The following is a 21,196-nucleotide window of genomic DNA, read 5'->3' on the forward strand; positions in this document are numbered from 1 at the left end:
TCGCGTATTCACCCTAGCGCTGTAGGTCGATAAACAAAAATCAATATTTGTTAGAGGCTGTATTAGCAAAAGCTTATAGTTGGGTAACAAGGTGTTGCCGAAGAGCTGATTAAAATGCGTAAGTCCTTGATGCGTATGACATTGCGTCAACTCCAGATCTTCAATGAGGTGTGCGATTTGCGGTCGTACAGCCGTGCTGCGGAGGAGATGGCGCTGACGCAACCCGCCGTTAGTCTACAGATCCGTCAGCTTGAAGAGCTGATCGGTCAGCCATTGTTCGAGTACGTGGGCAAGAAGCTCTACCTGACCGAGGCGGCCGAGGCCCTGCAGCGCGCCAGCCACGATATCTTCGGGCGCCTGGAGAGCCTGGACATGCAGCTGTCGGACATGCAGGGCTCACTGCAGGGTCAGTTGAAACTGGCGATCGAGTCCAGTGCCAAGTACTTCGTGCCACACCTGTTCGCCGCCTTCAAGCAGCGTCACCCGGAAGTCAACCTGACCCTGACGGTAGTCAATCGTGCCCAAGCCATCCGCCGTCTTTCCGATAACCGCGACGACCTGATCATCATGTCGATGGTGCCGCAAGACATGGGCCTGGAGTTTCTGCCGTTCCTCAACAACCCGATCGTTGCGGTTGCGCCGCCACAGCACCCGCTGTGCAAGCTGGACCAGTTGCGCATGCAGGACCTGGAGCCTCATACGCTGCTGGTCCGCGAGCAAGGTTCGGGAACACGCAAGGCTTGCGAAGAGTACTTCAAGGATAAGCGTGTGCATTTCGCCCAAACGCTTGAAGTAGCCTCGGCCGACGCCCAGCGCGAATGCGTGATCGCCGGGCTGGGGATCGCCCTGTTGACCCGTCACGCAGTCAACCTGGAGCTGGCTACCGGGATGCTGAAGGAATTACCGGTCGAGGAGCTACCGCTGTACCGTAGCTGGTGCGTGGTGCAGGCCAAGGCCAAGCGGCAGTCGCCGGTGGCCTTGGCGTTTCTTGCATTCATCCGCGGTGAACGTGCATTGATCAGCGCGCTTGTTGAACGTTTTTCGGGGAAACTGCCGCCGACGACTGCCATACCGTGAGTGCTTGCAGCTCGGGGTAGTCCGCCAGGTCGCGGAGCAGTTGACGTTGGTCGCAATAGCTCTCGATCGCGCGGCGGTATTCCATGCGACGCTGATCTTTTTCCTGCTGCTTGCGAGCCTTGGCGTTGGGTTGGTACGTACCGTCGAAGTCACGAGCCATTGCCTGTCTCCCAGATAGTATGCGGGAGTTTCAGACTGGCCTTGATGGTTTACCGTTTGGCGGTGGAATGGTGACAGAATCGTGAATTTTCACTGCCTGTACCGGCCTCTTCGCAGGCTTACCCGCTCCCACAGGAATTGCACCGATTTATAGAGGAGCACAGTACCTGTGGGAGCGGGCAAGCCCGCGAAGAGGCCAGTGCAGGTTGAATTCAGTCGTCGGTAGCCTTGATCGACTTGGGCGACAGACGCAAGCTGCGCAGGCTGCGTTTCACGCTCTTCAGGTGGTTGACCAGGCTAGGCCCGCGCGCCATGGCAACGCCCATGGCCAGCACGTCGATCACCACCAGGTGGGCAATACGCGAGGTCAGTGGGGTGTAGATCTCGGTGTCTTCATGCACGTCGATCGCCAGGTTGACCGTCGATAGCTCGGCCAGCGGCGTCTGGCTGGGGCACAGGGTAATCAGGTTGGCGCCGCTCTCACGGACCAGGTTGGCAGTGATCAGCAGGTCCTTGGAACGGCCCGATTGGGAAATACACACCGCCACATCACCCGGTTTCAGGGTAACCGCCGACATCGCTTGCATGTGGGGGTCGGAATACGCTGCCGCGCTGAGCAGCAGGCGGAAGAACTTGTGCTGGGCATCGGCCGCAACGGCACCGGACGCGCCAAAGCCATAAAACTCTACCCGTTGCGCCTGGGCCATGGCGCTCACGGCTTGTTGCAGTGCCTGCGGATCAAGGTGCTCGCGCACTTCCATCAGGGTGTGCAGGGTGGTGTCGAAGATCTTCAGACTGTAGTCGGCGACCGAATCGTCTTCGTGGATGGCGAACTGACCGAAGCTGGCCCCGGCAGCCAGGCTTTGCGCCAGCTTCAGCTTCAGGTCCTGGAAGCCCGAGCAGCCAATGGCCCGGCAGAAACGCACGATGGTCGGCTCACTGATACCCACGCTGTGCGCCAAATCGGCCATGGAGCTGTGCATGACGGCAGCCGGGTCGAGCAGCACGTGGTCGGCCACTTTCAGTTCCGATTTGCGCAGCAGGTGGCGCGATTGGGCGATATGTTGCAACAGATTCACAGGCTGGACTCGGTTATGATCGGCGTGCCGGGTTGTAGCTTTCTTGTAGTTATACTACATGGACGCCAACCCGCCCAGTTAAACGAACGTGGAGAGTGGTGGTTTGACTATTCCTTGCGACATTCTGGTCTTCGGCGGCACCGGTGATCTGGCCCTGCACAAATTACTTCCGGCGCTCTACCACCTGTTTCGCGAGGCCCGTCTGAACCCTGCCGTGCGGGTCATCGCACTGGCCAGACGCAACCTGCCACGCATCGACTATCTCAAGCTCGCCGAACGCCATTGTCGGGCGCAGATTGCCCGCAGCGACTTCGACGAAGAGGTGTGGCAGCGGTTTTCCGCGCGGGTCGACTACTTCCCGATGGATGCTTCACAGAGCGCCGATTTTGGCCGCCTGGCACGCTACCTGGGTGAACCCGGCGGGCTGACGCGCATCTTCTACCTGGCCACCGCCCCCAACCTGTTCGTGCCAATTGCCAACCACCTGCGCATTGCCGGGCTGGCCGACACCGAAGCGCGCATCGTGCTGGAAAAACCGATCGGCCATTCCCTGGAATCCGCCACTGCCATCAATGAAGCCATTGGCACGGTGTTCGAAGAAAGACAGGTGTTCCGCATCGACCACTACCTGGGCAAGGAAACCGTGCAGAACCTGATGGCCCTGCGTTTTGCCAATGCCCTGCTGGAGCCGGTATGGCGCAACAACCAGGTCGACCATGTACAGATCAGCGTTTGCGAGACACTGGGCGTAGAAAACCGCGGTGCCTACTACGATCGCGCCGGGGCTATTCGCGACATGCTGCAGAACCACCTGCTGCAACTGCTTTGCCTGGTGGCCATGGAGCCACCCGCGCAATTCGAGGCAGAAGCGGTACGCGACGAAAAGGTGAAAATCCTGCGCGCCCTCAAGCCAATCACCGGCCAGGATGTGCAGGACAAGACGGTACGTGGCCAGTATGGTGCCGGGCGTATCGGCGGCCAGGAAGTGCCGGCCTACTACTTTGAAAAGGACGTCGACAACGACAGCGATACCGAAACTTTCGTTGCCATCGAGGCGCACATCGACAACTGGCGCTGGGCGGGCGTGCCTTTCTATCTGCGCACCGGCAAACGCATGGCGCGGCGCGCTTCGCAGATCGTCATCCAGTTCAAGCCAGTGCCTCACGAACTGTTCAGCGGCGGCCAGGTCAACCAGTTACTGATACAGCTGCAACCGGACGAACGCATCAGCCTTCGCATGATGACCAAGAGCCCAGGCAAAGGCATGCGCCTGGAACCCGTGGACCTGGACCTTAATCTGGCCCAGGTGTTCAGCCAGACTCGCCGCTGGGAAGCCTACGAGCGTCTGCTGCTGGATGTGCTCGAAGGTGATTCGACGCTGTTCATGCGCCGCGATGAAGTGGAAGCAGCCTGGGCCTGGGTAGATCCAATCATCAAGGGCTGTGAAGAGCACTTCCAGGCGCCCCGCCCCTACCCGGCTGGCAGTTTCGGGCCCGAGCAAGCCAACAGCCTGCTCGCCAGGCATGGCAGGCACTGGCATGGCTGAATGACCTGCGCGATGGCGCGACCTTTAATCTGAAACAGCAGCAGATGAAATTCGAAGGTGCGAAATCCATAACGGGAAGGCCTTCGACTAACGATGCCTCAGCCAGCTTGCGCAGGCCGTGACCTGGCCCCGGACCGATGAGCGGGATGCCGCCAGGTGAATATTCATACAGTAGATATTTGCCCCTTACCCGGCATCGCCCTAGAATGGCCCGATGCGCACAGACGACCTCTCTCTCCTGCTGAATTCCCTCAACGATGCCCAACGCCAGGCCGTAGCGGCCACGCTCGGGCGTCAACTGGTGCTTGCCGGCGCCGGTTCCGGTAAAACCCGCGTGCTGGTACACCGCATCGCCTGGCTGATCCAGGTCGAGCAGGCATCACCGCACTCGATCCTGTCGGTGACGTTCACCAACAAGGCCGCAGCAGAAATGCGCCAGCGGATCGAGCAACTGTTGGGCATCAACCCGGCAGGCATGTGGGTCGGCACCTTCCACGGCCTGGCCCATCGCCTGTTGCGGGCCCACTGGCAGGAAGCGCGGCTGGTGCAGAACTTCCAGATCCTCGACAGCGACGACCAGCAGCGCCTGATCAAGCGGGTCATGCGCGAGTTGGGCCTGGACGAGCAGAAGTGGCCGGCACGCCAGGCCCAGTGGTTCATCAACGGGCAGAAAGACGAAGGCCTGCGCCCGCAGCACATCCAGGCGGGGGGCGACCTGTTCCTGGCGACCATGCGCGAGGTCTATACGGCCTACGAGCAGGCGTGCGAGCGCGCCGGTGTCATCGATTTCTCCGAGCTGCTGCTTCGCGCCCTGGACCTGTGGCGTGACCATCCGGGCCTGCTGGAGCACTATCAACGACGCTTCCGCCACGTGCTGGTGGACGAGTTCCAGGATACCAACGCCGTGCAGTACGCCTGGTTGCGCCTGCTGGCACGCGGTGGCGACAGCCTGATGGCGGTAGGCGATGACGACCAGTCGATCTACGGCTGGCGCGGCGCCAAGATCGAAAACATTCACCAGTACACCGCCGACTTCCCCGACGCCGAAATGATCCGCCTGGAGCAGAACTACCGCTCCACCGGCGGCATCCTCAAGGCGGCCAACGCGCTGATCGCCAACAACAGCGGGCGCCTGGGCAAGGAACTGTGGACCGACATGGGCGAAGGCGAACCACTGACCCTGTACGCGGCCTACAACGAGCACGACGAAGCGCGCTATGTCGTGGAAACCATCGAGAGCCTGGTCAAGCAGGGCAATGCGCGCAACGAGATTGCCATCCTGTACCGCTCCAACGCCCAGTCGCGCGTGCTGGAAGAGGCCCTGCTGCGCGAGCGCATCCCCTACCGCATCTATGGCGGCCAGCGCTTCTTCGAGCGCGCCGAAATCAAGAATGCCATGGCTTACCTGCGCCTGATCGAAGGGCGTGGCAACGATGCCGCTCTGGAGCGGGTGATCAACGTGCCGCCGCGCGGTATTGGCGAAAAAACCGTCGAAGCCATCCGCGAGCACGCCCGTCACAGCCAGCTGTCCATGTGGGAGGCCATGTGCCAGCTGCTCGCCGCCAAGGCCCTGAAGGGCCGCGCCGCCAGTGCCCTGGGGGCCTTTATCGAGCTGATCGAGGGGCTGGCCGCCAAGGTTGTGGACATGCCGCTGCATACCATGACCCAGACCACCATCGAACAGTCCGGCCTGATCACCTATCACCAGGAAGAAAAAGGTGAAAAGGGCCAGGCACGCGTAGAAAACCTTGAGGAACTGGTCAGTGCGGCACGCAACTTCGAGTCCACCGACGAAGACGCCGACCTGTCCCCGCTCTCGGCCTTCCTTGGCCACGCCTCACTCGAAGCTGGCGATACTCAGGCTGACGAGCATGAAGACAGCATCCAGCTGATGACCCTGCACAGCGCCAAAGGCCTGGAGTTCCCCTATGTGTTCCTGGTGGGCATGGAAGAAGGCTTGTTCCCGCACAAGATGAGCCTGGAAGAACCCGGCCGCCTGGAAGAGGAACGACGCCTGGCCTATGTAGGCATCACCCGCGCCATGCGCCAGCTGGTCATGACCTACGCCGAAACACGCCGCCTTTATGGCAGCGAGACGTATAACAAGGTGTCGCGTTTCGTGCGTGAAATTCCGGCCGGCCTGGTTCAGGAAGTACGCCTGTCCAACAGTGTCAGCCGCCCGTTCGGCGGGGCCAAGACGGCCACCAACAGCAACCTGTTCGCCAATGCCAGCATTCCGCAGACCGCGTTCAACCTTGGCCAGCGTGTGCAGCATGCGGTATTCGGCGAAGGCGTAATCCTCAACTTCGAGGGTTCTGGCGCTCAGGCGCGGGTGCAGGTGAATTTTGCCGAAGGTAGCAAATGGCTGATGCTGGGGTATGCCAAGCTCGAGGCTGTCTAAAGCCCACAAGGGTCGGGCCTGCCAACTTTGTAACATCAGGCAAAAGCTCGAAACACTATGTCGCTGGTCATGTGCCCGGGAACCTGTGCACCATGACGCGCGTGCAATCCACAACAGGGGATATCCCACTTATGCAACGTTTTCTTAGCATCGCACTGGCGCTCTGCGTCGGCCTGACGCTGAGCCTGGACGCCAGCGCCAAGCGTTTCGGCGGCGGCAAGAGCTCGGGCTCCGCGCCTATCCACCAGACCCGCCAGGCTACGCCAACCACGCCTGCTGCCGCGCCGACCGCACCTGGCCGTGCACCGGCTGCCGCCAGCGGTGCTTCGCGCTGGTTGGGCCCACTGGCCGGCCTCGCCGCCGGTGGCCTGCTGGCTTCCATGTTCATGGGCGACGGTTTCGAAGGCTTCCAGATCATGGACTTCCTGATCGTGGCGCTCATCGCCTTCCTCGTGTTCCGCTTCATCGCCGCGCGCCGCCGCCAGCAGCAGCCACAAATGGCCATGCCAGGCCATGCGCCGATGCAGCGTGAGGCTCACGCGCAGCCTGCCCAGCCTTCGATTTTCGGTGGTTCGGCCGCACCTGCTGCCGCAGCCGCACCGGTGATCAACGCCCCGGCCTGGTTCAACGAGCAGAGCTTCCTGGCGGCAGCCCGTAACCACTTCCAGTCGCTGCAGCAGCACTGGGATGCCAATGAAATGGACAAGATCAGCGAGTTCGTTACCCCGCAAATGCTTGAGTTCCTCAAGCGTGAGCGTGCTGAACTGGGTGATGGCTTCCAGTCTACCTACATCGATAACCTGGAAGTGCAACTGGACGGTGTCGATGACCGCGCCGACCGCACCGACGCGACCCTGACCTTCCGTGGCGTGTCGAAGAATTCGCGCTTCGACCAGGGCGAAGTGTTCAGCGAAAGCTGGCACATGGTTCGCGCCCAAGGCGAGAACCAGCCTTGGCTGGTAGCCGGTATCCGTCAAAACGGCTAATCGCTGCGTGCTAAACAGAGAACCCCGGGCTTGCCCGGGGTTTTTGCTTTTGCCAAAGTGGGCTACTAGGGTATAAGGCGCAGCGTTGTCATCTAGGTCAGAGGAAGTGAACCGTGGAAGAAGTGATCGAACAACTCCGTGAAGCGAATGAGCCAGTACCAGTGCCCCTGGAGCTTCCCGATGAAGACCAGCTGGTAGAGATCGAAGAACAGCTGTTCATCAATATTCCATTCGTGTTCAAAGAGTTTCTGCTGACCGTAAGTGATGTGGTTTACGGCTCCCTTGAGCCTGTTACCGTCACTGATCCGCAGTCGCACACCTACCTGCCAGATGTGGCCTCCAACGCCTGGGATGCCGGCGTACCGCGTGACCTGATTCCGCTGTGCCAGGACGGCGACAATTACTATTGCGTCGAAGAGGACGGCACCGTGGTGCTGTGGGATGCCGAAGAGGAAATTGTCGGCGAAGACAGTTGGGAATCGGTGTGGCACTGGGCGCGAGATGTTTGGCTGGAGAGCTGATCGCTAGCACCTATAGAGAAGCTCGCGATCTGAGTCAGTAACAATGACGTCTCAGCGCCTCAAGGTCGTTAAAATCGCCAGGCTTTTTGCGCCTGGCGACATCGCTATAACCCCATCTCCTCGGGCGGGCGAGATACCTTGACCAGGGCGTAACCCCCTTAGTGCGAGTTCTCGCGACTGTTCTCCAGCGTCTCCAGCAACGCGATCTGCATGCGCGTGTGCACGCGGATAAACCAGCGCCACAACAACGCCACCACCACCGCAGCTACCACGGCAATCACCAGCAGCAATTCGCTGGTGGGCAGAATGCTGGCGGACAATGCCGACAGCAGCAGGAAAATCACCAGCAACGACAACAGCGGGATCACTTCGGCGATCACACGGCGCACGCGCTGGGTATGTCGCCCGGCCATTTCCGGCTTCACGCCCATCTCTGCCAGCAGCATCGAGAGTGCCTTTAGCTTGCGGTACGCAGCGATCAGGAATGGCAGTGACAGCAACAAAGCAGCCCCCCATATGACGGCCTTCTGCTGGCTGACATCGCTGACCCACTCACTGAGCCAATTGCCGATACGCCCTGCAAAGTAGCCGCCACTGAAGAAGATGGCGATCACCAGCGCCAGGTTCACCCCGACCTGCAACAGGATACGCCGGATCATCGCCGCCAGCATGGCACTCTCGCCCTGCGGCTGGATGTTGCGTAACCACTCGCCATACAACGACAACACGCGTGCGAGGCGGGCGGGCACCACATTGCCCAGTTTCTGCGACAACGGGTCAGCCGCGCGGATGAGGTAGGGTGTCAGCAACGTGGTGATTGCCGATACCGCCACCGCCACCGGGTAAAGGAAGTCGCTGGTCACCTGCAGGGTCATGCCCAGCGCGGCAATGATGAAGGAGAACTCGCCGATCTGCGAAAGCCCCATGCCCACACGCAAAGACGTACGCCCGTCATTGCCGGCAATGAACGCCCCCATGCCGCAAGACAGCATTTTGCCCAGCACCACCGCCAGAGTGATGACAACGATAGGCCAGGCATAGTCGATCAGTACCTGAGGGTCGATCATCAGGCCGATGGCGACGAAGAAGATGGCACTGAACAGGTCGCGTACAGGCTCGATCAGGCGTTCGATCTTCAGCAACTGGCGTGATTCGGCCATGATTGCGCCAATCAGGAAAGCGCCTAGCACCATGCTGTACTCCAGCTTCACAACCAGCAGGCAGAAGCCGAAACACAGGCCCAGAACAGTGATCAGCAACATTTCGTTGCTTTCGAACTTGGCGACATAGGCCAGTAACCGCGGTACCAGCAAAATACCGATGACCAAGGCGACGATCATGAACAGCGACAGCTTGCCGACAGTGGAGAACACTTCGCCCGAGCTGACCGTGCCGCTGACCGCGATGCCCGACAGCAGGGCAATGATACCGATACCCAGAATGTCCTCGACGATCAGTACGCCGAAGATCAGCTGGGCAAAGCGCTCGTTCTTCATCTTCAAGTCGTTGAGCGCCTTGACGATGATGGTGGTGGAGGAAATGGCCAGGATGGCGCCCAGGAACAGTGAATCCATGGTGTTCCAGCCAAACCAGCGGCCAATCTCGAAACCGATCCAGATCATCAGGACGATTTCCAGGAACGCTGCGATAAACGCCGTGGCACCAACCTTGAACAGCTTGCGCAAGCTGAACTCGAGCCCCAGGCAGAACATCAGGAAGATCACCCCCAGTTCGGCGAGGGTCTTGATGGTGTCTTCGTCATGAATCAGGCCGAACGGCGGAGTGTGCGGGCCAATGATGAAGCCGGCGACAATGTAGCCCAGCACCACCGGCTGCTTGAAACGGTGAAAAAGAATGGTGACCACGCCAGCGACCAGCATGATGACTGCCAGGTCCTGGATGAAGCTGATGGCATGCATGGCGTGATACTCCTTTTCTCGTCTTGTGAATGCCTGGGCAGACCGCTCCTCTGCCGAGGCAAACCTGAGCGAGCAGCAAGTACATACTGTATTGAATCCGGGAACACCCATGTTGCATGGGCGTACTCAGGTTAACATCGCACCCCGCCGCAAAAAGCCAGTGCAATATGCAGAAACAGATCGGCTGGAAAAGCGCTCGTGATGGCATGATCAGCGTGACGACAGCGCGCCAGCCAACGTCCCGTATCAGCAAGGCAAATTCAAAGAGGGGAACAGAAGTGTCAGCAGATAACGCCCTCCATTCGCCCGATTCAGCGCAACCTCACCGTGAGCACACTATGGAACCTGGAAACGCCCAGCTGAGCATGACCGTCCTGATGACCCCGGACATGGCCAACTTTTCTGGCAACGTACATGGCGGCACCCTGCTCAAGTACCTCGACGAAGTGGCTTATGCATGTGCCAGCCGTTACGCCGGCAGTTATGTGGTGACCCTGTCGGTCGACCAGGTGATCTTCCGTGAACCCGTGCACGTGGGTGAACTGGTGACCTTCCTGGCGTCGGTCAACTACACCGGCAACACTTCGATGGAAGTTGGCATCAAAGTCGTGACCGAGAACATTCGCGAGCGCTCGGTGCGCCATTCCAACAGCTGCTTCTTCACCATGGTCGCGGTCGACGACAACCGCCGCCCGGTGCCGGTGCCACCACGCCAGCCGCACAGCAGCGAAGAAAAGCGCCGCTTCCTGCAAGGCCAGCAGCGCCGGCAGATCCGCCAGGAACTGGAAAAGCGCTATCAGGACTTGAAAACCGACGCCATTTAAAGCGCGAGCAACTGCGCTTCGAAGCGCACCCGTGGGTGCGCAATGCGGTCCTGGGCCCGTACCAGCTGCAATTCGTAGCTGGCGCAGGCCTGGGTTTCCAGCAGCACTTCATGCACTGCCGCAGCCGTGAATTCGAATGCCTGCACCCAGCTGTCGCCAAGCAGCACACGCGCCAGGAACAGGCCTGAGGTCAGGTCACCCACCCCCACCGGCTGACGCGGAAACGCCAGCAGTGGGCGGCGTAAGTGCCAGCTGTGCTCGGCGGTCACCAGCAGCATTTCGAAATGCTCTTCGGCCCGCCCGGGGTACGCCAGGTGCTTGACCAGTACAACCTGTGGTCCACGCTGCAGCAGGCTGCGCGCCATGTTCACGCAGTCCTCCAGCGACTGGGCGCGGCGCCCACAGAAGCTGTCCAACTCCAGCTGGTTGGGGCACAGGATGTCCGCCGTGGCTGCAGCCTCGTCAAGCAGGAACTCACTGACTTCGGGCGGCACGATGCAGCCCTTTTCCGGGTGCCCCATGACCGGGTCGCACAGGTATAACGCTTTTGGGTTTACCGCCTTGATCCGCTCGACGCCGGCCAGGATCGCTCGCCCTTGTTCGGCACTGCCCAGGTAGCCGGAAAGCACCGCATCGCAGTGGCCCAGCTCGCCGATGTTGGAAATGCCTTCCACCAACGCAGGAATTTGCGCTGGGGCAAGCACTTCGCCCGCCCACTGGCCATACTGTGTGTGATTGGAGAACTGCACGGTATTGAGTGGCCAGGCATTGACCCCGATACGCTGCATGGGGAATACCGCGGCGCTGTTGCCGGCGTGGCCGAACACCACGTGGGACTGAATGGCGAGCAGGTGCGGGGTACGTTTCATGCGGGAGGTTTCCAAAGCTGTTTCTAGGATTGTGCGCAGCGCAGTATGAACTCGATTGCTACCTGTACGACAGGCCAGGAACGCAGTTAAGCTGGATCTACCTGTTTGGAGCATATGCAAATGTTGACCCTGGAGAACCTCTTCGTCCTGATGCTGGTAGCCACGGCAGGCGCCTGGTTGTGGCACAACCATGGGTTGCGTGAAAAGGCCCTGGAACGGGTCAAACAGCATTGCGCCAAACTCGACCTGGAGTTGCTTGACGATGCCGTAGCGCTCAAGCGCATCGCCTTTGTCCGGGATGCCAATGGCCGCAAGCGCCTGGCACGCGTCTATGCCTTCGAATTCACCGTCACGGGTGAGCAACGTCACCCCGGCACCGCGACCCAGTTCGGCGCCCACAGTGTGCAGATCGAGCTGGCGCCCTACCCGTTCGAAATCAAGACCCCACCGCGCGCCGACAACGTCATAGAGATGCAGCAATGGCGCCAGGAGCATAACCGCTGGCGCAACTGATCAACTGACGCGACATTCATCCAACCCGGCTTGCAATGCGGGTTGCGGTTGCGGCTGATCGAAAATCAGCTCGATACGCGTGTCCTTCCGCCAGTCGCTGGGCTGCCAAGCGGGCATATCCCCATTCAGCCCATTGAATGACCACCAGCCCTCCATGCTGTGGATAACTCCCTTGGCCCGTCGCCATGGCCAAGCACACAAGAAAGCCTTTAGCCGCTGTGGATAAAACTGTTGGCCAGGGTGCCACCGCCAGCCAATACTCCAACCGCCCTCCCCTTGCTGGGCAAGGCAAATCGGTTGACTCGGGTCAGCCCACAGTGCTGCTGGAGCGATTCCAGGATTGTCGACAATCCTGTTTTTCAAGAATGGGCTGTCAACAATCTGTGGAGATACCGTCGGGAGGCCGGAAAAAGGCAACTGCCCCTGCACGGTCCACATGATCTTCTTTTCTTTAAATTTATTACTTATCAACAACTTATGTATTTCATCCACAGCCTCTGACTTATTGAAAATCACGCTTTCAGAGGCGTTGAAAGCCTGCTGTTGAGCCTCTGGCAGAGGCTCGTTTCGAGCCATGGCCTGGGCATCCACAACCATCATGAGTGGCTGAATTGTCAGCACTCCAACCCAAGGCGCTTGTTGCAGCTGAGCCAGCAGCTGCAAGGGATGGCCCAGGCCGGAAGGTTCGATAAACAGCCTGTCAGGCCGCGATTTGCGCAGCAGTCGTCCCAGGCCCACCTGGAACGGCATGCCGTTGACGCAGCACAGGCAGCCCCCTGCGACCTCGCCGATGGCGATGCCGTCTTCGTCACGGCTGAGTAAGGCCGCATCCAGGCCGACAAGGCCGAACTCGTTGATCAATACCGCCCAGCGCTCGTTGGCTGGGCGCTGAGCCAGCAAGTGACGGATCAGCGTGGTCTTGCCAGCACCAAGCGGGCCGGCAATTACATGGGTGGGAATGTTCTGCAGCATGGGGTGGCTTCAGGCGGCGGTGATGCCTCACTATGCGCCGTCAGGCCAGCCAGTCAAGGCTGAGCAGCAAACGCCCCCGCTGCGTAGAAGGGGACCGATGCACCAGGCCTGCCCCTTCGTTACCCTGCCATTGTTCGCCTTTAAGTACCGCAACCTCGGCGGCTTGAAGGTGCTGGATGTTATCCACAGGTGGCTGAGCTGTGTGTAACTCTCCACGACAGCTATCCCGCTCTTGCAACCACTCACTACCTGAGCCGACGTAAGTGGTGAGCAAGCGCAACGGTACGTTATCCACATGGAAGCGTGGGCACATCGGAGCGTTCAACACGCGCAAGCGCAAACCGACCCGTCGTGCGCCAACCAGACAGGTATAAGCCGCCACCAACCACGTCACATCAGCAACGAAAGCTTCATACCCATGCAAATCCGCCGCTTCACGCAGCAGATCTGGCAATACCGGCTTCTGCTCCTCGTTCACATCAATCACCCGCTGATCAGCCAAGGGCTGGCCAAGGCTGATCACCAGTGCGGCAAAGTCCTCCAGTTGTGCCGGCAAGCGCCGCCGCCAGACAGCCAGGTTCACGCCATCCTGCAGCACTTCGGCCAGCACTTGGGGCGTCTCGCCAAACACCTGAAAGATATCCACAGGTCGGTGAGCCAGGTTCATGCTGCCGCTTCCTCATGCCATGGGCCAAATGGGTCAGGTAAACGCAGCCAGCCCATGTGACCCAAGCCCATTTCTTGATCCGTCAACAGGCATGCATCCAGGGCTGTGGATAATTTTTCGACGTTGATATTCTGCCCAATAAACACCAACTCCTGTCGGCAGTCACCGGTGTCGGCGGTCCAGTGTTTCAAGATCGCATTCGTGTTATCCACATCCTGTGGCCACTGCTCGCGTGGCACGAAGCGCCACCAGCGGCCAGCCAGACCATGGCGCATCATGCCGCCCGCTTGCGACCAGCTGCCAGCTTCCTGATATTTGCTGGCCAACCAGAAAAACCCTTTGGAACGCAGCAGCCTTCCGTTTTCCCAGTCCTTGTGGATAAAGTCGTAAAAGCGCTGTGGATGAAGCGGGCGTCGAGCCTGCCAGGTCATGGCCGCGATACCGTACTCTTCGGTTTCTGGTACATGTTCACCGCGCAGCTCCTGCAACCAGCCTGGTGCCTGGGCCGCTTGATCGAAGTCGAACAGCCCGGTGTTGAGGATCCGTGCCAGCGGCACTTGGCCCATGACCATGGGTACGATCTGCGCCCGGGCATTGAGGCTGCGCAAAATGGCGATGAGCTCTTCGCGCTCATGTTGGCTGATCAGGTCGATCTTGCTCAGCAGCAGTACATCTGCGAACTCGACCTGTTCGATCAGCAAATCACTGATCGACCGCTCGTCTTCTTCGCCCAACGTTTCACCACGGCTGGCCAGGCTCTCTGCTGCTTGATAGTCGCGCAGGAAGTTCAAGCCATCGACCACGGTGACCATGGTGTCCAGTCGCGCCATATCGGACAGACTGCGACCCAGCTCGTCACGGAAAGTGAAGGTCTCAGCCACTGGCAGTGGCTCAGAGATACCGGTGGATTCGATCAACAAATAATCGAAACGTCCCTCTTCGGCCAGCCGTGCAACCTCCTCAAGCAGGTCTTCGCGCAACGTGCAGCAAATGCAGCCGTTGCTCATCTCGACCAGTTTCTCTTCAGCGCGGTTGAGGCTGACATTGCGCTGCACCTCACTGGCATCGATGTTGATTTCACTCATATCGTTGACGATTACCGCCACCCGCAGGTTGTCGCGGTTGCGCAGCACATGGTTGAGCAGCGTGCTCTTGCCGGCGCCCAAAAAGCCGGACAGCACGGTGACGGGAAGACGATTGGACATGGCGAACCCCTTCAGGCAGACGCATTCGAAACGATGCATTGCACAATGTTATAAAGTAACAATACAATTTCGCCAAGTGCTTCTCGACGGACGAGTGCTCACAGGGGATGAAAAATGAATCTGCCACGCGTCATGGCATTGCTGGTGCTCACCATGCCTGCCTCGCTGTTGGCCATGCCGCAAAACGGTGCATTGGCCCTTTGTACGCGAAGCGCGACGCTGCTCGCTTGCCAGGACGGCAAAGGCAACTACTACAGCGTGCGCACCGAAGGCAGCACGTTCTACCTTCGCGGCTATGACTTCAGCAGCCGCCGACTATGGGCACAAACCAACAGCCGCTATGGCACGTTGACTTTTTTTACCGGCCTGGCCAGCAATGGTGAGGCCTGGGTGGGTTACAGCCGCCGAGTAGGCTGGACCACCTTGAACCGCGTATCGAGTTCCAGCGGGGAGCGCTTCAAGCTGCATTGCAGCTTGATCGAGGGCTGCCGTTGATGCCTTCTTTTGTTTTGAAGGCTTTGCCTCTACTGCCGCCTATTCGCACATCAGCTTTGAGCGTTTGCTGAAAACGCCTGCCTTGATCAGCCGTTCTCAGGCCTAAAAGCTATGCCTTAACCGCGTCGAGGCAAGGATTGAAAACGAAATGTTCCACGTGGAACTATTCGTTTCCCTACCGACTTCTGGAACTGGCCATGCTCGGCTGCTCGAACGGCAACAGAGGCTGCATGCCCACGACGCGGTTGCCACCCGCCAGTGGCAATGGAACTTCAGCTGCGCGGTTTGACTGTCCCGCAGTCATTGCCTAGCCACACCGCACGCGTGTTCATGCTGCCTTGCTGCTGCACACCCGATGCGTTGAACGTGCCACTGACCTGGGTGGTGAATTCCCGATCACTGAGAAATGTAGCCTGGCCACTACCCTGTGCCTTCGGGCAGCTGAACTGGAATTTCCACACGTTACCGGTACGGTCGGTAATCTTCTGAGTGCAGCCCGATTTCGGGTCCTGCAGCGGAATGTCATTCGTTGCCACCTGTTCTGGTGTCAGGCACGATCGCACACCCTTGCCACCTACACTGACCCCTTGTTTGGCCAACACCCCTTCCATCATTGCGCGCTGCTCTGGCGGCAGGTTCTTCAACTGGCCAAGCATGAATTCCATGTCGGGCAGCGGCTTGCCATCGACCTGCATTTTGCTGGTGGTCAGCTCCCACAACCCCGGTTGCAGCATCTGGGCTTGCACCAGCGGACTGCTCATGCCTAGGGCCAACGCCAACAGTGGCAGACGAATCTTCATGGACGAACGCTCCTGGAAAAAAACCGGTCAAACGGGCCGGACTGAGCCTTAGACGCCAAATCCGCCTGCGGGTTGCAGGCGGACCGGGAACGTGTTCTGTTACCTCAAGTGTACTCGGCAAGCAGGATGCATATGGATTACCACAGCCCCTACTTCTTTGGTTACCTACTCGGCCTGATCCATCTGCTGGGTATAGTCGCCGCACTGCATGCGCTGTTCACCGTGCGGACAGCTCAGGGTGCCATTGCGTGGGCGATGCCCTTGCTCTTCATCCCCTACCTCACCTTGATCCCCTACCTGATCTTCGGCGCCCGCTCGTTCTACGCCTACATCAAGGCTCGGCGTCAGGCCAACCAGGAAATGCACGTGGCCATGGCCAACCTCAACTGGCGACCTTGGGTTGAAGAAGCCCTTACCGCCCGCGAGTCCGAAAGCTACGCAGCGTTGCGGGCGATGCCCAAGCTGGGTCGCATGCCATGCCTGGCAAATAACCAGGTAAAACTGCTGATCAATGGCAAGGCCACCTTCGATGCCATCTTCGCAGCCATCGAAAAAGCACGCGATGTGGTATTGGTGCAGTTCTTCATCATTCATGACGACACCCTCGGCAAGGCACTGCAGCAACTTTTGCTACGCAAAGCCGCCGAAGGCGTGCAGGTGTTCGTGCTGTACGACCGTGTCGGCAGCCACGCCTTGCCGGCCAGCTACAGCCAGATGCTGCGTGACGGCGGCGTGCAGATCCATGCATTCGCCACCCGTCGCGGCTGGTTCAACCGCTTCCAGGTGAACTTCCGCAACCATCGCAAGATTGTGGTGGTGGATGGCTTGCTCGGCTTCATTGGCGGTCACAACGTGGGAGACGAGTATTTGGGTGAACACCCACAGCTTTCACCCTGGCGTGACACCCACGTACAGATCAGCGGGCCGGTACTGGCCTGCCTGCAAGAGTCGTTCGCCGAGGACTGGTATTGGGCCACGCGCCAGCTACCGCCGCTGATCCTGCCCGATACGTACCCGGACAACGGAGTGCTGTGTCAGGCCTTGGCCAGCGGCCCGGCAGACCCACAAGAAACCTGCTCGCTGTTCTTCCTTGAGGCGATTCATTCGGCCACCCGCAGGGTGTGGATCACCAGCCCCTACTTCATCCCTGACGAGGCCGTGTTCGCCGCTTTGCGGCTGGCGGTACTACGAGGAGTCGATGTGCGGGTGCTCATCCCGTCACGGCCGGACCACCGCATCGTCTACGCCGCCTCCAGCCTGTTTGCCTTCGAAGCGGTGCGCGCGGGGGTACGTATGTTCCGTTACCAACCCGGGTTTCTGCATCAGAAGGTGGTGCTGGTGGATGATGACGTCAGCGCGATTGGGAGTGCCAACCTGGACAACCGCTCGTTCCGTCTGAACTTCGAGATTACCCTGCTGACAGTCGATCGCGGCTTCGCCGACCAGGTCGAGCACATGCTCCACGAAGACTTCGAACACGCGCGGGAAATTACTGCAGAAGACACCCAAGACACCCATCGACTACAGCAGTTGGGGATGCGGATTGCGCGGCTGATATCGCCGATTCTTTAAGGTGAGCACGCCCGTTGTGAGAGCGACCTTTACCGCGAAAGGGCCGTAACGCGGCCCCAGCAATTTAGGCTGCACAGATGAAATGCAGGGGCCGCATTGCGGCCCTTTCGCAACACAAGGCCACTCCTGCAAAGCCATATCAGCGCTGTGACACTTACGATTTCAGCGGTACAGGTCTTCCCGCGTCCAAGGCAGGTCATGATGCCCGTCGGCGTATGGCTTCACGGCCAATATCTGGTGCAGGTTGATCCAGCCCTTCTGAAAGGCGTAGGCACACCCGGCCAAGTACAAACGCCAGATCCGCAGGGTCTTCTCAGGCACCAGCGCTGCCGCCTTGTGCAATTGGTTCTCCAGGTTCTCGCTCCAGTGGTGCAAGGTTTTAGCGTAGTGCAGGCGCAGGCTCTCCACGTCCACCACCTCCAGCCCGGCTTCACAGATACTGGCGCTGATCATCGACAGGTGCGGCAGCTCGCCGTGGGGGAATACATAGCGATCGATGAACTCACCCGCCCCGCGCCCGACCGGTCGGCCATCGACGTGCTTGGCAGTGATGCCGTGGTTCATCACCAGCCCCCCTTCCCTCACCGCCCCGAACAGCTTCTGGCAGTACAGCGCCAGGTTGGCATGCCCGACATGCTCGAACATACCCACGCTGACAACCTTGTCGAAGCGACCATCCTGGGGTAGATCGCGGTAATCGAGAATCTGCAGGTCGACCTTGTCGGCAAGCCCTTCCGCTTGCACACGCTTGCGGCCGAGCTTCAATTGCTCCTTGCTCAGGGTAATGCCGAACACCTTGGCGCCATATTCACGGGCAGCGAACCGCGCCAGCCCGCCCCAGCCACAGCCAACATCGAGCAGGTAGTCACCGGCATCCAGACGCAGCTTGCGGCACAGGTGGTCAAACTTGTCCTGCTGCGCCTGGTCGAGCGTATTGTCCGGCTCACGGAAGTAGGCGCAAGAATAGGCCATGTCCTGGTCCAGCCAAAGCTGGTAGAACGCGTTGGACACGTCATAGTGGTAGGAGATGGCTTTGGCGTCGGTGCTCTTGTCATGAGACAAACGTGGCGGCGGCGTTTCATCCTCATCCGCCAGCAGCGCTTCGCTCAGCTCGTCGCACACGCGGATAGCCTCACCGATATCGCCTTCCAGCTCCAGCTTGCCTTCGACGAATGCGGTGCCCAGTTGGTCCATGCTTGGGTGGGTCAACTGGCTGATCAGCTGCGGTTCCTTCACCAAAATGGTGACCTGAGGACTAGGCCCAAGATCAATCTGGTTACCGTCCCACAGCTTCAGCCTCAGCGGCAGATGCAAGCTCTGCAATGCAGGTGGAAGTTGAGCAAGCATGAAACACCCCTCCTGTCCGTAATTAGCCACGACGCCTAATATTTCGAACGTCGCCGGATCAGAGTAGTTCATCTGTGGGATGTTTCCTCTAAACAAGACCATGGTCTAGAACCAACTGATCTTATCCATACAGCAGATTGTATACAATCTCTGCGTCTCAGCTTAACCTTGTGCCCTCTCGCGCTTCTACATCCTGGAGTTGAACCCATGAAATCCTATGACGTGGTGATCATCGGCGGTGGCCCTGGTGGCTATAACGCAGCCATCCGCGCTGGCCAGTTGGGCCTGAGCGTTGCCTGCGTGGAAGGCCGCTCGACCTTGGGCGGTACCTGCCTGAACGTCGGCTGCATGCCATCCAAGGCACTGCTGCATGCTTCGGAGCTTTACGAAGCTGCCAGCGGTGACGAGTTCGCCCACCTCGGTATCGAAGTAAAGCCCACCCTCAACCTCGCCCAGATGATGAAACAGAAGGATGAGAGCGTGACAGGCCTGACCAAGGGCATCGAATACCTGTTCCGCAAGAACAAGGTCGAGTGGATCAAAGGCTGGGGCCGCCTGGATGGCATCGGCAAGGTCGTGGTCAAGGCCGAAGACGGTAGCGAAACCGCGTTGCAGGCCAAGGACATCGTCATTGCCACCGGCTCTGAGCCCACCCCTCTGCCAGGTGTGACCGTCGACAACCAGCGCATTATCGACTCGACCGGCGCGCTGTCGCTGCCGCAAGTGCCCAAGCACCTGGTCGTCATCGGTGCTGGCGTGATCGGTCTTGAGCTGGGTTCGGTCTGGCGCCGCCTGGGTAGCCAGGTCACTGTCATCGAATACCTGGACCGCATCTGCCCCGGCACCGACACGGAAACGGCCAAGACCCTGCAGAAGGCGCTCGCCAAGCAAGGCATGGTGTTCAAGCTGGGCAGTAAAGTGACTCAGGCTACCGCAGGTGCCGATGGCGTCAGCCTGACGCTGGAGCCTGCCGCCGGTGGTACCGCAGAATCGCTGCAAGCCGATTACGTGCTGGTGGCTATCGGCCGCCGCCCTTATACCAAAGGGCTGAACCTGGAAAGCGTGGGCCTGGAAGCCGACAAGCGCGGCATGCTCAGCAACGAGCACCACCGTACCTCAGTGCCGGGTGTCTGGGTGATTGGCGACGTCACTTCGGGCCCGATGCTGGCGCACAAGGCCGAAGACGAAGCGGTGGCCTGTATCGAACGCATCGCCGGCAAGCCCCACGAGGTCAACTACAACCTCATCCCTGGGGTGATCTATACCCGCCCGGAGATGGCCACTGTGGGCAAGACTGAAGAGCAGCTCAAGGCCGAAGGGCGTGCCTACAAGGTTGGCAAGTTCCCCTTCACCGCCAACAGCCGTGCCAAGATCAACCACGAGACCGAAGGCTTCGCCAAGGTCATCGCCGATGCCGAAACCGATGAAGTACTGGGTGTGCACCTGGTGGGCCCAAGCGTCAGCGAGATGATTGGTGAGTTCTGCGTGGCTATGGAGTTCTCGGCCTCGGCAGAAGATATCGCCCTCACCTGCCACCCTCACCCGACGCGCTCCGAGGCCCTGCGCCAGGCGGCGATGAATGTGGATGGCATGGCCATGCAAATCTGACGAGCCCCATTCGCTGCGTCAGGCCATGCCCTTGCCTTCGGCATTCGCTTGGCGGGCATACAGGGATAGAGCCGCCTTTAATTCCGGCCGGCTCTATCTTCAGGTATCAAGTCACAGCCAAGCCTTGATCTGTGCGCTCACTGCGCCGGTGGAGATGCCGTAGCGGTCATGCAGCGTCGGCAGGGCGCCAGCATCGAGGAAGGCATCGGGCAAGGCGATCTGGCGGAATGTCGGCGTTACCCCGTTGCGCAGCAGCAGGCCCGCCACCGCTTCGCCCAGGCCGCCGATGATCGAATGGTTTTCGGCGGTGACACTGCCATCTCGCCAAGCATTCGCATTACCAGCACCACCAGAGCGCCAGCAAGCGCATAGGCAATGATTGCTGCCGGACCTGCCGCAGCGATCGCTTGTTCGGACCCTACGAACAAATCCGCGCCGATCACACCGGCAATCGACAACATGGTCACATGTCGAGGCTTGAATCCCTGAGCCAACTGATCGCTGGCTTTCCCAGACGTCGTCATAGTCATTATGGTCCCTGCTTTTGCTCTTGTTATGGGTAGGGTGCAGTGCCAGGGGCACTTCACCGCTTATCCATAGAGAGCGAAAACAGGGCTCAATTGACTGGTTCGGACA

The 21,196-nt window shown here is 59.7% G+C and carries 19 protein-coding genes and 2 pseudogenes; 10 read left to right on the forward strand and 11 right to left on the reverse strand.

The features are described 5' to 3' along the window. Window positions 1-114 precede the first annotated feature (114 nt). Window positions 115-1,077 (forward strand): LysR family transcriptional regulator, encoded by a 963-nt coding sequence (locus KW568_RS28565; protein WP_003253277.1) that lies wholly within the window; start codon window positions 115-117, stop codon window positions 1,075-1,077. On the opposite strand, the gene KW568_RS28570 is transcribed toward KW568_RS28565, so the two are convergent. Both KW568_RS28570 and hexR read right to left on the reverse strand, forming a co-directional pair. Further along, window positions 1,019-1,237, reverse strand: coding sequence for a PA3496 family putative envelope integrity protein (locus KW568_RS28570; protein WP_003253275.1), 219 nt, complete (start codon window positions 1,235-1,237; stop codon window positions 1,019-1,021). The two genes, KW568_RS28565 and KW568_RS28570, sit on opposite strands and share 59 nt — an antisense overlap. 211 nt (window positions 1,238-1,448) lie before the next feature. Continuing rightward, complete coding sequence (hexR, locus tag KW568_RS28575; RefSeq protein ID WP_003253273.1) at window positions 1,449-2,315, reverse strand: transcriptional regulator HexR; 867 nt, start codon at window positions 2,313-2,315, stop codon at window positions 1,449-1,451. 103 nt (window positions 2,316-2,418) lie between these two features. On the opposite strand from hexR, the gene zwf reads away from it, so the two are divergent. The 4 genes from zwf (at window position 2,419) to KW568_RS28595 (ending at window position 7,769) form a co-directional block, all read left to right on the forward strand. Beyond that, the gene (gene zwf / locus KW568_RS28580) at window positions 2,419-3,861 is read left to right on the forward strand and encodes a glucose-6-phosphate dehydrogenase (RefSeq protein WP_003253271.1); all 1,443 of its coding nucleotides are present in this window, start codon (window positions 2,419-2,421) and stop codon (window positions 3,859-3,861) included. Window positions 3,862-4,075: 214 nt separating this feature from the next. After that, a complete protein-coding gene (gene uvrD, locus KW568_RS28585; RefSeq protein ID WP_004575197.1) occupies window positions 4,076-6,262 on the forward strand; it encodes a DNA helicase II in 2,187 nt (728 codons plus the stop codon). A gap of 131 nt (window positions 6,263-6,393) precedes the next feature. Beyond that, window positions 6,394-7,248 carry a Tim44 domain-containing protein gene (locus KW568_RS28590; protein WP_003253268.1) on the forward strand — a complete coding sequence of 285 codons (855 nt, stop codon included), beginning with the start codon at window positions 6,394-6,396 and terminating at the stop codon, window positions 7,246-7,248. A 113-nt stretch (window positions 7,249-7,361) separates the two neighbouring features. Beyond that, a complete protein-coding gene (locus KW568_RS28595; protein ID WP_003253266.1) occupies window positions 7,362-7,769 on the forward strand; it encodes an SMI1/KNR4 family protein in 408 nt (135 codons plus the stop codon). Window positions 7,770-7,927: 158 nt separating this feature from the next. Here KW568_RS28595 and KW568_RS28600 read toward each other — a convergent pair whose 3' ends face one another. After that, window positions 7,928-9,688 (reverse strand): cation:proton antiporter, encoded by a 1,761-nt coding sequence (locus KW568_RS28600; protein ID WP_004575196.1) that lies wholly within the window; start codon window positions 9,686-9,688, stop codon window positions 7,928-7,930. Window positions 9,689-10,026: 338 nt separating this feature from the next. On the opposite strand from KW568_RS28600, the gene KW568_RS28605 reads away from it, so the two are divergent. Beyond that, window positions 10,027-10,512, forward strand: a complete 486-nt coding sequence (locus KW568_RS28605) for an acyl-CoA thioesterase (RefSeq protein ID WP_003253263.1) — start codon at window positions 10,027-10,029, stop codon at window positions 10,510-10,512. On the opposite strand, the gene pdxY is transcribed toward KW568_RS28605, so the two are convergent. Beyond that, window positions 10,509-11,381, reverse strand: a complete 873-nt coding sequence (gene pdxY, locus KW568_RS28610) for a pyridoxal kinase PdxY (protein WP_004575195.1) — start codon at window positions 11,379-11,381, stop codon at window positions 10,509-10,511. The genes KW568_RS28605 and pdxY overlap by 4 nt on opposite strands. A 120-nt stretch (window positions 11,382-11,501) precedes the next feature. Here pdxY and KW568_RS28615 point away from each other — a divergent pair, with 120 nt between their 5' ends. Further along, on the forward strand, window positions 11,502-11,894 hold the full coding sequence (locus KW568_RS28615) for a DUF3301 domain-containing protein (protein ID WP_003253259.1): 393 nt from the start codon (window positions 11,502-11,504) through the stop codon (window positions 11,892-11,894). Here KW568_RS28615 and KW568_RS28620 read toward each other — a convergent pair whose 3' ends face one another. The 3 genes from KW568_RS28620 to zigA are packed head-to-tail and all read right to left on the reverse strand — an operon-like array spanning window position 11,895 to window position 14,738. After that, window positions 11,895-12,866: a GTP-binding protein gene (locus tag KW568_RS28620; RefSeq protein WP_004575194.1), complete on the reverse strand. Its 972-nt coding sequence runs from the start codon at window positions 12,864-12,866 to the stop codon at window positions 11,895-11,897. Window positions 12,867-12,906: 40 nt separating this feature from the next. Next, on the reverse strand, window positions 12,907-13,533 hold the full coding sequence (locus KW568_RS28625; protein WP_004575193.1) for a DUF1826 domain-containing protein: 627 nt from the start codon (window positions 13,531-13,533) through the stop codon (window positions 12,907-12,909). Continuing rightward, the gene (gene zigA / locus KW568_RS28630) at window positions 13,530-14,738 is read right to left on the reverse strand and encodes a zinc metallochaperone GTPase ZigA (RefSeq protein WP_004575192.1); all 1,209 of its coding nucleotides are present in this window, start codon (window positions 14,736-14,738) and stop codon (window positions 13,530-13,532) included. Before zigA ends, KW568_RS28625 begins: the two co-directional genes overlap by 4 nt. A 114-nt stretch (window positions 14,739-14,852) precedes the next feature. On the opposite strand from zigA, the gene KW568_RS28635 reads away from it, so the two are divergent. After that, window positions 14,853-15,233 (forward strand): hypothetical protein, encoded by a 381-nt coding sequence (locus tag KW568_RS28635; RefSeq protein ID WP_004575191.1) that lies wholly within the window; start codon window positions 14,853-14,855, stop codon window positions 15,231-15,233. Window positions 15,234-15,505: 272 nt separating this feature from the next. On the opposite strand, the gene KW568_RS28640 is transcribed toward KW568_RS28635, so the two are convergent. Beyond that, the gene (locus KW568_RS28640) at window positions 15,506-16,033 is read right to left on the reverse strand and encodes a DUF3617 domain-containing protein (protein ID WP_004575190.1); all 528 of its coding nucleotides are present in this window, start codon (window positions 16,031-16,033) and stop codon (window positions 15,506-15,508) included. A gap of 132 nt (window positions 16,034-16,165) precedes the next feature. Between KW568_RS28640 and cls the strand changes: the two genes are divergently transcribed. After that, window positions 16,166-17,605, forward strand: coding sequence for a cardiolipin synthase (gene cls, locus KW568_RS28645; protein WP_003253247.1), 1,440 nt, complete (start codon window positions 16,166-16,168; stop codon window positions 17,603-17,605). A 162-nt stretch (window positions 17,606-17,767) separates the two neighbouring features. Here the strand turns inward: cls and cfaB are convergent, their stop codons facing one another. Beyond that, the gene (cfaB, locus tag KW568_RS28650) at window positions 17,768-18,952 is read right to left on the reverse strand and encodes a C17 cyclopropane fatty acid synthase CfaB (protein ID WP_004575189.1); all 1,185 of its coding nucleotides are present in this window, start codon (window positions 18,950-18,952) and stop codon (window positions 17,768-17,770) included. Between the two features lie 207 nt (window positions 18,953-19,159). Between cfaB and lpdA the strand changes: the two genes are divergently transcribed. After that, window positions 19,160-20,560 carry a dihydrolipoyl dehydrogenase gene (gene lpdA / locus KW568_RS28655; RefSeq protein ID WP_004575188.1) on the forward strand — a complete coding sequence of 467 codons (1,401 nt, stop codon included), beginning with the start codon at window positions 19,160-19,162 and terminating at the stop codon, window positions 20,558-20,560. A 111-nt stretch (window positions 20,561-20,671) separates the two neighbouring features. On the opposite strand, the pseudogene KW568_RS28660 reads toward lpdA, so the two are convergent. Beyond that, window positions 20,672-20,872: pseudogene (locus KW568_RS28660) on the reverse strand (transketolase family protein); the annotation flags it as partial. Beyond that, window positions 20,857-21,090: pseudogene (locus tag KW568_RS28665) on the reverse strand (GABA permease); the annotation flags it as partial. The pseudogenes KW568_RS28665 and KW568_RS28660, both read right to left, overlap by 16 nt. Window positions 21,091-21,196 lie beyond the last annotated feature (106 nt).

Source organism: Pseudomonas sp. HD6515, assembly GCF_024971855.1.
GTDB lineage: Bacteria > Pseudomonadota > Gammaproteobacteria > Pseudomonadales > Pseudomonadaceae > Aquipseudomonas > Aquipseudomonas alloputida.

Coding starts and splice junctions, on each gene's coding strand:
- KW568_RS28565 (WP_003253277.1), top strand. CDS start 115: ATGCGTAAGTCCTTGATGCGTATGACATTGCGTCAACTCCAGATCTTC.
- KW568_RS28570 (WP_003253275.1), bottom strand. CDS start 1,237: ATGGCTCGTGACTTCGACGGTACGTACCAACCCAACGCCAAGGCTCGC.
- uvrD (WP_004575197.1), top strand. CDS start 4,076: ATGCGCACAGACGACCTCTCTCTCCTGCTGAATTCCCTCAACGATGCC.
- KW568_RS28590 (WP_003253268.1), top strand. CDS start 6,394: ATGCAACGTTTTCTTAGCATCGCACTGGCGCTCTGCGTCGGCCTGACG.
- KW568_RS28600 (WP_004575196.1), bottom strand. CDS start 9,688: ATGCATGCCATCAGCTTCATCCAGGACCTGGCAGTCATCATGCTGGTC.
- KW568_RS28605 (WP_003253263.1), top strand. CDS start 10,027: ATGGAACCTGGAAACGCCCAGCTGAGCATGACCGTCCTGATGACCCCG.
- pdxY (WP_004575195.1), bottom strand. CDS start 11,381: ATGAAACGTACCCCGCACCTGCTCGCCATTCAGTCCCACGTGGTGTTC.
- KW568_RS28615 (WP_003253259.1), top strand. CDS start 11,502: ATGTTGACCCTGGAGAACCTCTTCGTCCTGATGCTGGTAGCCACGGCA.
- KW568_RS28620 (WP_004575194.1), bottom strand. CDS start 12,866: ATGCTGCAGAACATTCCCACCCATGTAATTGCCGGCCCGCTTGGTGCT.
- KW568_RS28625 (WP_004575193.1), bottom strand. CDS start 13,533: ATGAACCTGGCTCACCGACCTGTGGATATCTTTCAGGTGTTTGGCGAG.
- zigA (WP_004575192.1), bottom strand. CDS start 14,738: ATGTCCAATCGTCTTCCCGTCACCGTGCTGTCCGGCTTTTTGGGCGCC.
- KW568_RS28635 (WP_004575191.1), top strand. CDS start 14,853: ATGAATCTGCCACGCGTCATGGCATTGCTGGTGCTCACCATGCCTGCC.
- KW568_RS28640 (WP_004575190.1), bottom strand. CDS start 16,033: ATGAAGATTCGTCTGCCACTGTTGGCGTTGGCCCTAGGCATGAGCAGT.
- cls (WP_003253247.1), top strand. CDS start 16,166: ATGGATTACCACAGCCCCTACTTCTTTGGTTACCTACTCGGCCTGATC.
- cfaB (WP_004575189.1), bottom strand. CDS start 18,952: ATGCTTGCTCAACTTCCACCTGCATTGCAGAGCTTGCATCTGCCGCTG.
- lpdA (WP_004575188.1), top strand. CDS start 19,160: ATGAAATCCTATGACGTGGTGATCATCGGCGGTGGCCCTGGTGGCTAT.